The 12,177-nt window shown below is 71.8% G+C and carries 11 protein-coding genes, 1 pseudogene and 1 riboswitch; of the genes and pseudogenes, 2 read left to right on the forward strand and 10 right to left on the reverse strand.

Annotated elements, in window-relative coordinates; translation table 11 throughout:
- Nucleotides 1-33: 33 nt before the first annotated feature.
- Genes V8688_RS16000 through V8688_RS16040 form a run of 9 tightly spaced genes read right to left on the reverse strand, consistent with a single transcriptional unit; the run spans nt 34 to nt 10,441 of the window.
- On the reverse strand, nt 34-1,185 hold the full coding sequence (locus V8688_RS16000; RefSeq protein ID WP_342801131.1) for an LLM class flavin-dependent oxidoreductase: 1,152 nt from the start codon (nt 1,183-1,185) through the stop codon (nt 34-36).
- Nucleotides 1,182-1,991 (reverse strand): DUF1684 domain-containing protein, encoded by an 810-nt coding sequence (locus V8688_RS16005; protein WP_218717246.1) that lies wholly within the window; start codon nt 1,989-1,991, stop codon nt 1,182-1,184. The genes V8688_RS16000 and V8688_RS16005 overlap by 4 nt, the downstream gene beginning before the upstream one ends.
- On the reverse strand, nt 1,988-3,355 hold the full coding sequence (locus V8688_RS16010) for an NtaA/DmoA family FMN-dependent monooxygenase (protein WP_316573315.1): 1,368 nt from the start codon (nt 3,353-3,355) through the stop codon (nt 1,988-1,990). Before V8688_RS16010 ends, V8688_RS16005 begins: the two co-directional genes overlap by 4 nt.
- Nucleotides 3,352-4,476 (reverse strand): LLM class flavin-dependent oxidoreductase, encoded by a 1,125-nt coding sequence (locus V8688_RS16015; RefSeq protein ID WP_218717244.1) that lies wholly within the window; start codon nt 4,474-4,476, stop codon nt 3,352-3,354. The genes V8688_RS16010 and V8688_RS16015 overlap by 4 nt, the downstream gene beginning before the upstream one ends.
- Entirely contained in the window at nt 4,473-6,170 is a 1,698-nt protein-coding gene (locus V8688_RS16020; protein WP_342801132.1) for an ABC transporter ATP-binding protein, read from the reverse strand. Before V8688_RS16020 ends, V8688_RS16015 begins: the two co-directional genes overlap by 4 nt.
- Nucleotides 6,167-7,066: an ABC transporter permease gene (locus V8688_RS16025; RefSeq protein WP_342801133.1), complete on the reverse strand. Its 900-nt coding sequence runs from the start codon at nt 7,064-7,066 to the stop codon at nt 6,167-6,169. The genes V8688_RS16020 and V8688_RS16025 overlap by 4 nt, the downstream gene beginning before the upstream one ends.
- Before the next feature lie 35 nt (nt 7,067-7,101).
- On the reverse strand, nt 7,102-8,115 hold the full coding sequence (locus V8688_RS16030) for an ABC transporter permease (RefSeq protein ID WP_342801134.1): 1,014 nt from the start codon (nt 8,113-8,115) through the stop codon (nt 7,102-7,104).
- A gap of 2 nt (nt 8,116-8,117) precedes the next feature.
- On the reverse strand, nt 8,118-9,737 hold the full coding sequence (locus tag V8688_RS16035; protein ID WP_342801135.1) for an ABC transporter substrate-binding protein: 1,620 nt from the start codon (nt 9,735-9,737) through the stop codon (nt 8,118-8,120).
- A complete protein-coding gene (locus V8688_RS16040) occupies nt 9,734-10,441 on the reverse strand; it encodes an LLM class flavin-dependent oxidoreductase (protein ID WP_342801136.1) in 708 nt (235 codons plus the stop codon). The genes V8688_RS16035 and V8688_RS16040 overlap by 4 nt, the downstream gene beginning before the upstream one ends.
- A 27-nt stretch (nt 10,442-10,468) precedes the next feature.
- Nucleotides 10,469-10,562: riboswitch (SAM riboswitch) on the reverse strand.
- 213 nt (nt 10,563-10,775) lie between these two features.
- On the opposite strand from V8688_RS16040, the gene V8688_RS16045 reads away from it, so the two are divergent.
- Both V8688_RS16045 and V8688_RS16050 read left to right on the forward strand, forming a co-directional pair.
- Complete coding sequence (locus V8688_RS16045) at nt 10,776-11,480, forward strand: hypothetical protein (RefSeq protein ID WP_218717238.1); 705 nt, start codon at nt 10,776-10,778, stop codon at nt 11,478-11,480.
- A 233-nt stretch (nt 11,481-11,713) separates the two neighbouring features.
- Nucleotides 11,714-11,935, forward strand: a complete 222-nt coding sequence (locus V8688_RS16050) for a hypothetical protein (protein WP_342801137.1) — start codon at nt 11,714-11,716, stop codon at nt 11,933-11,935.
- A 15-nt stretch (nt 11,936-11,950) separates the two neighbouring features.
- Here the strand turns inward: V8688_RS16050 and V8688_RS16055 are convergent.
- Nucleotides 11,951-12,177: pseudogene (locus V8688_RS16055) on the reverse strand (glycosyl transferase); the annotation flags it as partial.

A 12,177-nucleotide genomic window follows, 5' to 3' on the forward strand; every position in this document is an offset into this window, starting at 1 on the left:
CGCCGCGGTGGTCGCGGCGCCGCCCCTCGCAGTTCAGGCGGCGCGGGCGGTGCGTAACCCCCAGGCGTCGGCCAGGAGGCGGTGGGATTCCAAGCGGTCGGTGTGGTGGTGGGTGATGGTGGTGATCAGGAGTTCGCTGGCGTCGGTGAGCTCGGCCAGGGCCCGGAGACGCTCGGTGACGGTGTCGGGGGTGCCGACGATCTGGGCGGCCAGGCGGTCCTCGACGAGGCGGAGCTGGTCGGGGGTGAGGGGGGCGGCGGTGTCGGGGTCGAGGTATTCGCAGGCGCCGGAACCGCTGCGGATGCTGTGCACCCAGTGGCCGTAGGTGCTCGCGTGGTGGCGGGCGGTGTCCTCGTCGGCGGCCACGACCACGTCGGCGGAGACGATCACGTGGGGTTCGGCGAGGGTGGCCGAGGGCCGGAACGCCGCCCGGTACGCCTCGACCGCGTCCAGCGCGGTGCCGGGGGCGACGTGGTAGGCGGCGGCGAACGGCAGGCCGAGGCGACCCGCCAGTTCCGCGCTCTCCCCGGCGGTGCTGCCGAACAGCCACAGCTCCACCTCGGCTCCCTCGCCGGGAACAGCGTGCAGCGCTACGTCATTGGAGCCGATATAGCTTCCCTCGAGCAGGGCCTGCACGTCGGCGACCTGCTCGGGGAAGTCCTGCGCCTGCGCGCCGGGCTGCTGCAAGGCCTCGAGCGAGGCGGCGAACTTGGACCGGTCGGTGATCCCGCGCGGATCGAACGGCGGTGGCACCACCACGCCGTCGCGGATCTCGGTGCGCCCGACGAGGGCGTCGAGCACCGGCCGCCCGCCCTTGGTGGTCGAGGTCTCGGCCCCGAACTGGCTGCGCCGATGTCCCGACCGGCCCAACCCCACATCCAGCCGGCCCGGCGCCACCGCGTCGACGGTGCCGAACGCCTCGACGATCGAAGCCGAGGTGTGGTGGCCCACCTGTACCGCGCCGGTGCCGACCCGGATCCGGGAGGTCGCGGCCGCGACGAGCCCGAGCAGCGTCAGTGACGACGAACTGGCCACCGACACGAAGTGGTGCTCGGCCAGCCAATACCGGTGGTAACCCCACTGTTCGGCCCGCCGGGCCAGCTCGATGGTGTTGCGCACGGCCTGCGCGGCGGAGGACCCGGCGCTGATCGGCGAGAGGTCGAGGATCGACAGCGGAACGGTCACAGCGTCGGATCCTGTTCTCCCGCTTCGATCGCCACCCGCAGCCGGTTCTCGGCCGGCGCGACCGGGCACGTCGCGAAGTCGCTGAAGGCGCACGGCAGGTTGACCGCTCGGTTGAAGTCCAGCGTCACGGTCCCGTCGGCCTCGACCGCCCCGATCGCCAGCGACCGTGCCGCGGGGTAGGTGGTGACACCGCTGGTGGCGTCGGTGAACAGCACCTTCAGATCGGCGGGGGTGCCGAAGGCGACCAGGGTCTCGGTCGTGTCACCGATCCGGAATTCGATGGTGCCCGCGGCACTGTGGTGGTGTTCGAGTCCGTCGACGACCGCGCCGGTGGTGACGGTGCGCGCGCTGTCGAACGGGGTGAACCGCCCGGTGACGACCCAGCGCGGATCGGCCGGGTAGGCGGGCACGCCGGTGAACGCGGCCAGCGTCGGCGCGGCCGGGTCGTGCACCCGCACCGCGAACTGCCCGGAGCGCCGGATCACCTCGAAGACCCGCTCCTCGTTGAACACGCTCAGCCCGGGCGCGCCCTCGGCCGGGACCAAGATCTGCACGCCGCCGATCCGCTCGCCGTCGACGTCGAGCCGGTCGGCGGGCTGGGCGGTGATGAACACCTTCCCGTCGGTCACCCACCAGGTGCCCGGCAGGCCGTCGATGCGCTCGGGGCTGTCGGTGAGCCAGTGCAGTCCGGCGAGGCTGAGCCAGCCCAGCGGGTCGCGCAGGCCGTCCTCGCGGGCGTTGTGCCAGCGGTGCCAGTCGTCGGTGAACGTGGTTGCGGTGCTGGTGGTATCGACGGTGATCGTCATGACGCGCGTGCTCCTTCGGCGACGGTGGGGTGGTGGGGATGACGCAGACCGAGGTGGTCGCGCAGCGTGGTGCCGGTGTAGGCGGTGCGGAAACTGCCGCGTTCCTGCAATTCCGGCACCACCCGGTCGACGAACTCGTCGAGCCCGGCGGGGGTGAGGTGCGGGACGAGGATGAATCCGTCGGCGGCGTCGGACTGCACGTAGTGGTCGATCTGCTCGGCGACCTGGACCGGGGTGCCGATGAACTGCTGGCGCGTGGTGACCTCGATGATGAGCTCGCGGATGCTCAGGTTCGCGGCCTCGGCCTGCGCGCGCCACGCCTTCGCCACGGCCAGTGGATCTTTCGCGTGCCGCACCCGGCCGCGGGTGATCTCGGTCGTGGTGTCGGGCTCGATGTCGGGCAGCGGACCGTCGGGGTCGTAGCCGGACAGGTCGCGGCCCCAGACCTGTTCGAGGAAGGCGATGGCGGTCTGCGGGCTCACCTGCTGGTAACGGATGTGCCTGGCCCGCTCGTGCGCCTCGGCCTCGGTGTCGCCGAGCACGAACGTCGCCGCCGGGAACACCAGCAGTTCGTCGTGGGAGCGGCCGTATTTCGCCAGCCTGCCCTTGATGTCGGCGTAGAACGCCTGCCCCGCCTCGAGGGTGCCGTGCACGGTGAAGATGGCATCGGCGGCCTTGGCGCCGAATTCGCGGCCCTCGTCGGAATCGCCCGCCTGCAACAGCACCGGATGACCCTGCGGGCTCGGTGGCAGCACGAACGGCGCCTCGATGTCGAACTGGCTGCTGCGGACGGCCGTGGTGGGGACCTCGTGGGCGAAGACGCCGCGCTCCCGGTCGATCACGAGGGCGTCGGCGGGCCAGCTGTCCCACAGTGTCTTCGTCGCCTCGACCACCTCGGCGGCGCGGCGGTAGCGGTCGCTGTGGTCCAGATAGCCACCGCGGCGGAAGTTCTCGCCGGTGAACGCGTCGGAGGAGGTGACGACGTTCCAGGCGGCGCGGCCGCCGGAGAGGTGATCCAGCGAGGCGAACTGCTTGGCCAGCTCGAACGGCTCGTTGTAGGTGCTGTTGATGGTCCCGGCGAGGCCGAGCCTATCGGTGACCGCCGCGACGGCGTTGAGCACGGTCAAGGTGTCCGGCCTGCCCACCACGTCCAGATCGTGGATGCGCCCGCGGTGTTCGCGCAGCCGCAGCCCCTCGGCGAGGAAGAAGAAGTCGAACAGACCGCGTTCGGCGGTGCGCGCCAGGTGCTCGAACGAGGCGAAATCGACCTGCGACTTCGACGCCGGATCGGCCCACACGGTGGTGTTGTTGACGCCGGGGAAGTGCGCGGCGAGATGGACTTGCTTGCGTGGCTTCGCGTTCACAGTGCTGCTCCTTGCGTGGTCGCGGCGGCATAACGGCTGGCCGGGCGGGGGAGGCCGAGCTGTTCGCGCAGGGTGCCCGTCGCCCGTTCGGGGCGCGAGGTGAGCGCGGCGAGAGTGGCGGGCAGCGCCAGCGGTCGCAGCACCACACCGTCGGCGACGGCCGAACCGCCGATCTCGGCGAGCAGGTCGTCGAGTTCGCCCGCGGTGCCGACCTGGGTGAGCCCGGGATCGTCGATCGGCTGCCCCAGCCACTGATCCAGCTCGCGGACCTCAGCCCTGGCCCGCTCGGCCGAATCGGCCAGGTGCACGGTGAGATCGAGCAGCACCCGGACCGTGTCCGGATCGCGGCCCGCCGCGGCGAGGGCGGCGCGCAGCGAAACGCGGTGCGCGGCGGCGGTGGCCAGATCGGGGGCGCTGATCCGCACGAGATCGGCGCGGCGCACGGCGACGTCGACGGCCACGGCGTCGTCGGCGCGCACCGTCACGATCGGCTGACCCTGCGGCGAGCGCGGCGTGATGGACGGGCCCTTCACCGAGAAGTGGTCCCCGGCGAAATCGATGTAGTGCAGGCGATCCCGGTCGATGAACCGGCCGGTAGGCACGTCGCGGATCTCGGCGCCGTCCTCCCAGCTGTCCCACAGCCGGGTCACCACCTCGATCGCCTCGTCGGCCTCGTGCCACAGGTCGGTGCGATCTTGAACCGCCTTGCGGCCGAAAGCCTTCGCCTCCTGGGCCGTGGCGGACACGCCCACTTCCCAGCCGGCCCGGCCCAGGCTCGCGAAATCGAGCGCGGCGATCGCCTTGGACACGTGGAACGGCTCGGTGTGGGTGAGCGGCGCCTGCGGGATCAGCCCGATCCGGCGGGTCAGCGGGGCGACGCGGGCGGCGATCGCGACGGCGTCGAGTCTGCCGCGGGTCACCGCGGTGCCGCCGTCCTGCAGGCCGAACGCGTCGGGCAGGAATATCGCGTCGGCGCCGAGCTGTTCGGCGCGCGCCACCACCTCGGTCCAGTAGCCGGCGGTGAACAGATCCTCGGCACGCGAGTCCGCGCGTCGCCAGGACGCGGGATGCGTTCCGGTGCCCGCGGTCTCGATGCCAAGGAACAGCGTGCCTTCGCTCATCGGGTGGGGTCCTTTCCGTCGAGGGGGTCGATCCGGACGCTCGGTGTGGGAATCGCGGCGAGCAACTCGCGCGTGTAGTCGTGCTGCGGATCGGTGAACAGGGTGGCGGTGGGCCCGGTTTCGACGATGCGACCGTGGCGCAGCACCGCCACCCGGTCGCTGATCTGCCGGACCACGGCCAGATCGTGGGAGATGAACAGGTAGCCGAGCGCGAGCTCGGCTTGCAGCCCGTCGAGCAGGTCGAGGATTTGCGCCTGCACCGAGGCGTCCAGTGCCGAGACCGGCTCGTCGAGCACGAGTAGGTCGGGCCGCAGGGCCAGCGCGCGGGCGATGGCGACGCGCTGGCGCTGGCCGCCGGAGAGCTCGGCGGGCCTGCGCGCGGTGAACTCGGCGGGCAGCGCGACCTGGTCGAGCAGTTCGGTCACCCGGCGGGTTCGCGCGGCGCGGTCGCCGACGCCGTAGGCGTGCAGGGGTTCGGCGATGATGTCGCCGACCTGCCAGCGCGGATCCAGTGACGAGTACGGGTTCTGGTAGACCACCTGGAAGCGCCTGCGCAGCTCGCGCAGCCTGCGCCTGCGCGCCCTGGTGAGGTCGTGCCCGTCGAAGGTCACCGTGCCGCTGTCGGGTTCGGTCAATCGCAGCGCGATGCGCGCGGTGGTGGACTTGCCCGAACCGGATTCGCCCACCAGCGCGAGGGTCTCGCCCCGGTCGAGGGTGAACCCGACATCGTCGACCGCGGTCACCTCGGCCGCGTGGAACCGTTTGTGCAGGGCGCGCACCGACAGCAGCGGTGACTCGGCTCTGGCCCGCGGCGGGCGGAAGCCGGCGGGCGCGAGCGCGGGGGAGGCGGCGAGCAGCCGACGTGTGTAGGGATGCCGCGGGTGGGTGAGCACCTGTGCCGCAGGACCGGATTCGACCACCTCGCCGCGTTCGAGCACGATCAGCCGATCGGCCCGCTCGGCGGCGACGGCCAGATCGTGGGTGATCAGCAGGACGGCCGTGCCGCGGGCCGCGATCCGTTCCGCCAGCCGATCCAGCACCTGGCGGGCCACCGTCGCGTCCAGGGCGCTGGTGGGCTCGTCGGCGATGATCAGCTCCGGTCCGCAGGCCAGCGCGATGGCGATCAGCACCCGCTGCCGCTGTCCACCGGACAATTCGTGGGGGAACTGCCGTGCCCGCAGCTCGGGTCGGTCCAGCCCGACTTCCGCGAGCAGGTCCAGCGCCTGCCACCGGGCGCCGCGCCGATCGGCGAGCCGGTGCACCAGCAGCGCCTCGGCCACCTGATCACCCACGCGCAGAACCGGATTCAGCGACAGACCCGGATCCTGCGGCACCAGTCCGACCCGGGCGCCGCGCAGGCGCCGCAGCGCCTTCTCGTCGGTCGGGTCGACCTTCTCGCCGGCGAAGTCGATGCCGCCGGAGACGAAGCGCGCGGTATCGCCGAGCAGGCCGATCACCGCGTGCGCCAGCGTGGACTTGCCCGAGCCGGATTCCCCGACCAGCGCGACCACCTCCCCGCGCCCGACCTCGATCGAGGCGCCGCGCAGGGCGTCGACCCGGCCGGAGCTGGAGTGGTAGGCGATGCGCAGCTCGTCGACGCGCAGCAGCGGACCGGCCGGGAGCGCTGGAACTTCCGCGTGTGCGGCGGACGCTTCCTCCGCCGACGTCGGGTGTGTGGCCGCCGACTCGCTCATCGGGTCTCCGCCTTTCCCACGAACCGGCCGAGGCGCTGGGCCGACAGCACGACGGTGACGATGACCAGACCCGGCAGCGTCGTCAGCCACCACGCCGACGCGAGGAAGTTGCGGCCCTCCGAGATCAGCGAACCCCATTCGGGGGTGGGCGGTTTGGTGCCGTAGCCCAGGAAACTCAGCGACGACACCGCCAGCACCGCCATCCCGAATTCCACGGCGGCCAGCGCCAATACGGGCTGGAACGAGTTGGGCAGCACGTGCCGGGCGAGCACCGCGTACCAGCGCACGCCGGACGCGTGCGCCGCCTCGACATACGGTGCGTGCTGCACCCGCAGCACCTCCGAGCGCATCACCCTGGCGAAGTTGGCGATCAGCGAGATGCCGACGGCGAGCGCGACATTGCGGGTACCGAAGCCCAGCGCGGTCACCAGGGCCAGCGACAGCAGCAGCGCGGGGATCGAGAGCAGCACGTCGACGACCCGCATGATCGCGGTGTCGACGATCCCGCCCGCCGCACCGGACAGCAGCCCGAGCAGCGAGCCGATCACCAGGGCGATCCCGACGGCGGTCAGGGTCGCGGTGAGCGAGAGCCCGGCGCCGTGCACCATCCGGGTGTAGAGGTCACGGCCGAGATTGTCGGTGCCGAACCAGTGCGCCGCGCTGGGCGCCTGGAACTTCTCGGCGGGCACGCCGGTCAGCGGGTCGCCGGAGGCGAACACCGACGGCGCCACCGCCCAGCCGACCGCGACGACGAGCACGACGCCCGAGAGCACCAGGCCCAGATGCCCGCGGACCCAGCCCGCCGCCGCGGCGGCACGGTGCGTCCGTACGTGGCTGTCGTCGGCCGCGTCGGGCCGCTCGGCGACCGTGCCACGGCGCACGAGGATGTCAACCATGGACGTTCCCTTCGGTCTCGATGGGCGGGGTGGGATCAGGCACTGTGCACCGCCTTCGCGGCGACATCGGCCTTGGTGTCCGGGAGCGCGGCGCGCGCGGTGGCCCGCCGCCTGCTCGCACCGGTGATGCGTGGATCGAGCAGCGGATAGAGCAGGTCGACGGTCAGATTCACCGCGACGAAGATCAGCGCGGACAGCAACACCACGCCCTGCACGACCGGGATGTCCTGGTTGAGCACGGCGGTCTGGGTCAGCCTGCCCACGCCCGCGCGGGCGAACACCGACTCCACCACCACCGAACCGGCGAGCATGGTGCCGACCAGCACACCCGCGATGGTGAACGCGGGCACGCTCGCCAGCCGCGCGACGTGGCGCCGCTGCACCCACCAGCGCGACGCGCCCTTGGCCAGCGCCACCTCGGTGAACGGCTGCCGCCAGGTCTGCTGCAATCCGGCCGCGAGCACCTGGGCGATCACCGCGCCGATCGGCAGGGCCAGGGTCAGCGCGGGCAGCAGGGTGCCGCGCAGCCCGGTCCCGCCGAACGCCGGGAACCAGTGCAGCCGGAAGGAGAACAGCTGCAACAGGATCAGGCCGGTCCAGAACGTCGGCACCGACACCCCCAGCGGCGGCAGCGCGTTGAGGGTGTTGCGCAGCCACGGGCGGCGGGTGTAGGTGGCGGCGAAGGCCAGCACCACCCCGCCGAGCGTGGCGAACAGCAGCGCCAGCGCGGCCAGCCCGAGCGTGGCGGGCAGCACGTCGAGCAGGGCCTCGGTGACCGGTTGGCCGGTGGTGATGGACCGGCCGAGATCGCCGGTCACCGCGTTGCCCAGCGCGGTCACGTACTGCTCCCACAGGGGCTTGTCCAGCCCGTAGCGTGCCTGCAGTTCCGCGATCGCCGCCCTGTCGACGGCGCTGCCGGGGCCGCCGCCGTCGGCGGCCATCGACACCGGGTCGGCGGGCAGCAGGTACAGCACGGCGAAGGAGATGGTGAACGCGGCCCACATCACCCAGATCGCCTGCAGCAGGCGCGAACCCACATAGCGGACCATGACTAGCGCCCGCTCAGCCAGGTATCGAAGAACTGCAGCCGGGCCGAGGCCTCGAACTTCAGATCCTGGGTGTTGGCGGCCGCGCCGATCGCCTGGGACAGCTCGACGGTGGGCAGGTAGAGGCCGTTGTCGAGGATCAGTTGCTGCGCGGTCCCGAGCAGCGCGGCGCGGGCCGCGGGATCGTTGGTGGCCAGCTGCTTGTCGAGGGTCTCGTCCAGCGCCGGGATCGGGCCGCGCGCGTTGAGGTTGCGGCCGGTGAGCGAGAACGACGTGCGCAGGATGTCACCGTCGGCGCGGGTGGAGTTGCTGTAGAAGGAGTCGTAGTCCTTGGAGTTCATCTTGGCGGTGCTCTCCGGGCCCGAGACCAGATCGAGCGTCAGCTCGACGCCGACCTGCCGCAGCTGCTGCTGCACCAGCTCCAGGATCGCCTGGTTGCCCGCGAAGACCTGGCTGAAGGTCACCGAGAAGCTCAGGCGCTCACCGTTCTTCGCGCGGATACCGTCGCCACCGGGCACCCAGCCCGCCTGGTCGAGGATCGACTTCGCCTTGGCCGGGTCGTTGGGCAGCTTCGCCGACAGGTCCGTGTAGGCCGGGGTCGCCGAGGCCAGCGACGAGGTCGCGAACTTGAACTGCGGGCCGAGTACGGTGTCGACGAGCTGCTTGCGATCGAGCGCGGGCAGCAGCGCCTGGCGCACGGCCGGATCGCGCAGCGGGCCGCGATTGACGTTGAGCTGCAAGCCGAACGGCGTGCCGGGGTTGGAGGTGGACAGGATCCGGCCGTCGACGGCCTCGATCTGCGGCGCGTCCTGGGGCAGCGCGTCGCTGATCGCGTCGAGCTGGCCGGAGACGAGACTGCCGGTGCGCACGCCGGACTCGGGAACGACGGTGAATTCGATCCGGTCCAGGTAGGCCTCGCCCTGATGGCCGAACACCGCCGAGCCCCAGTGGTATCCGGCCCGCTTGGCCAGGGTCACCGAGACGTCCTGCTTGTAGGCGGCGTAGGTGAACGGGCCGCTGCCGATGTTGTCGCCCGCGCAGCGGGCCTCGGCCGGCTTGGCATTGGTCGCCCGGCCCAGGATGCCGAGCTGCGGCGTCGAGGAGGCCTGCAGGAACTGGGCGTTGGGCTGGCTGAACTCGACCCGGGCGGTGAGCTTGTCGACCGCCGTCGTGCCGACGTAGTTGGTCAGGTAGCTCGCGCCCAGCGGCGCCTTCGCACCGCCCAGCTCGACGATCGCGTCGAAGGTGTCGCGCACCGAATCCGCGGTCAGCGCGGTGCCGTCGCTGAAGGTGACGCCGTCGGCGAGGGTGAAGGTGAACACCTTGGCGTCGGGGCTGACCTCCCAGCTCTTGGCCAGCCAGGGGGTGATCGCGCCGGTCTTGGGGTCCTGATCGGTCAGCGAGTCGACGATCTGGCGGGCGACGTAGATGGTCTGGTTCGACCCGGCCTGGGCCGGATCCGAGCACGACGGGGCCTGGGACAACCCGTAGCGCAGGGTGCCGCCGGGCTGCGGCGGACCGGCCTGCCCACCCGATCCGCCGGTGTCGCTGCCGCACGCGACCACGGAGGTGGCGACAGCCAGGACGCCGACGGCGGCGGCGAAACGATGACGAGGACCGATCACGGGGTGACTCCAGAGAATTCGCGGCCTGCGGCCAGGGGACGGCTGGGAATGCGGCGGCGCAGTTCGGGCGCCACCTCGGCCTGGAACAGCTCGAGGCTGCCCAGGTAGTCGGTGTCGGCGCGACCGTCGCGTTCGGCGGAGAGATGGATCACCTCGTGGCCGAGCTGCTCGTGGTAGCGGCCGACCTTGTCGATGACTTCCTGCGGGCTGCCGACCAGAGCGGAGCTGCGCGCGAGGAAGTCGTCGATGGTGTCGAACACCAGGGGCAGGCCCAGCTTTCGCGCCAGCGCGCGACGCGCCTCGAACAGCGGCGTGGAGACCGCTCTGGCCTGCTGGGAGGTGGCGGCGACGTGGAAGCCCGCAGTGCCCGCGCCGACGAGCGCGTCGGCGGGGTCGCGGCCGTAGTGGGCCCAGCGCTGCCGATAGTGGCGAACCAGTTCGGCAGACGGCTCGATGGGGTTGGTGACGTCGGCCGAGAGCAGCGGATCACCGTGGCGCGCGGCCAGTTCCACCGACTCGCGGCTGGTCGCGCTGCCGTGCCGGATCCGGGCCTGCGCGGCGCCGTTGCCCTTGCCGATGATCAGCTCCAGCCGGCCATCCGCCAGGTTGTCCAGCGTCGCGTAGTCCTCGGACGCGCGCACCGGGTCGAACAGGCTGAGCGTGGTCACCGCCCGGGTCACCAGCGTGAACAACAGAAACTTCATGCGACAGCAGACCTCGCCACTCTTGCTCCTCCATCGAACCCGGCGGAAGCACCCACACCCGGGAACGGGCGGGTTGCTGCGACGTCATGGAGCCAGGTCTCTCGGTCGCTCTGGATGGTTGTGACCGACCACAGGGGCCGGTACCGAATCAGCATGTGGCACTGCGGCGATACTTCACAACGGTAAGGATCAGCGTGAGCGCAGAGCTTGGAACCGGGGCGGCGCTGGTGCACACTGTCCGCGACGCGCCGACGAAACGACGCGCCTCACCTGCGCGGATTCCGCCGTATACGGGCGTAGCGTCGGATGTCTCCGCGTCGATGAGGAGTGCGTTGTGACCGTGCCGCGTCGTTTCACCGCCCTGACCACGCTGGCGGCCTGCGCCGCCGCGCTGCTGCTGGCCGCGCCCACCGCGGCGGCCGTGCCCGCGACGGTAACCAGGGATGCGCCCGCCGCCACCCCGACCGCCGGTCCCGGTGACCTGCTCGGCGCGTATCAGACCGTCGTCGACACCCTGAAAGCGCTGGGCATCCAACCGTTCCTGTACCCGACGGTCGCCGCGAACTGCGCGGGCGACGGCCTCGGGCTCGTGCCCGCCGTCGCGGGCGCGGTGCCCGGCCCGTGGCCCGCCAACGCCGTGCAGATCCCCGGTCTCGACCTCACCGCCGTGAAGTCGGGCCAGACGATGTTCACCTTCCTGCCCTACGGCCTGGCACCGGACACCGCGGCCACCGAGACCTCCGGCATGCAGGTGGCCTGGCTCAATATCAGCACCGGGCGCGGCGGGCTGGCCTCGATGGGCTCCATCGCCGACGTGGTGCGCGCGCTGGTCCCGCCCGAGGTCCCCGTCGAACTGCGCCCCATCGCCGAGACCGCGATCCGCGACTTCCTCTTCGCCGCCGTCCCGGTCGGCGGTGTGCGGGCCGTCCCGGTCGACACCGGCCACGGCACCGTCCTGGCCGCCGTCTTCGGCACCACCGACAACGCGGGCCGCTCCTGCTTCTTCTTCCCGACCGTGGGGATCACCGAGGTTCCCTGAGGGCTCAGCGGGGACTCGACGGACTCGCACGCGCCGCCGCGCTCGGCGGCAAGCGGGTGGTCGACGCGACCAACGGCTTCGACGGTGTTCCTGGCCGCCATGCTGGTGCTGGTCCTGGCCGATGGAACAGCGCGTGCGGCAGCCGCCTTCGCCGAGCACGCGCCGACGGCCCGATACGCACGCGCCTTCCCACCGCCTGCGCGCGAAGGCCTTCGCCGACCCGATGTTCGAAGGTGGCCCCGCGGATCTGCTCTCTTCCTGCGTGGCGCCGGATCGCGTGGCGCCGGATCGCGTGGCGCCGGATCGCTTGGGGTTCGAGGATCTCGTGGCTGTGGCCGGATCTTCGTCGGGGCGGCAATCGCGATCTCGTCGACGGTATGTCGCGGCTGCGGCTGACCCTGACGACGAGCCGGGGGATGGGCGGCGAATTCTCGTTGCGGATCACCGATCGCTGAGCGCGGCCGGGCGCGTCAGGCGTGCTGGGCGCTCGCGGTCTCCGGCGCGACCAGTGGGCGCTGCTTCCAGCGCAGCGTGCCGGTGCGATGGCGGTAGTGCGACCGGGTCCACAGCGCCAAGTAGTGCGCCACGCCCAGCGGGTGGGCGAGCGCGGAGGTGAGGTCGGTGCGGGTCGGCCGCTGCCGGGTCTCGGTGGCGCGGGCGGCGAGGCGGCCCACCACGGCGGCGAGGTAGCCGAGCA

This window comes from Nocardia sp. No.11 (genome assembly GCF_038752175.1).
In the GTDB taxonomy this organism is placed as follows: Bacteria; Actinomycetota; Actinomycetes; order Mycobacteriales; family Mycobacteriaceae; genus Nocardia; species Nocardia canadensis.

Coding starts and splice junctions, on each gene's coding strand:
- V8688_RS16030 (WP_342801134.1), bottom strand. CDS start 8,115: ATGGTCCGCTATGTGGGTTCGCGCCTGCTGCAGGCGATCTGGGTGATG.
- V8688_RS16005 (WP_218717246.1), bottom strand. CDS start 1,991: ATGACGATCACCGTCGATACCACCAGCACCGCAACCACGTTCACCGAC.
- V8688_RS16025 (WP_342801133.1), bottom strand. CDS start 7,066: ATGGTTGACATCCTCGTGCGCCGTGGCACGGTCGCCGAGCGGCCCGAC.
- V8688_RS16015 (WP_218717244.1), bottom strand. CDS start 4,476: ATGAGCGAAGGCACGCTGTTCCTTGGCATCGAGACCGCGGGCACCGGA.
- V8688_RS16040 (WP_342801136.1), bottom strand. CDS start 10,441: ATGAAGTTTCTGTTGTTCACGCTGGTGACCCGGGCGGTGACCACGCTC.
- V8688_RS16020 (WP_342801132.1), bottom strand. CDS start 6,170: ATGAGCGAGTCGGCGGCCACACACCCGACGTCGGCGGAGGAAGCGTCC.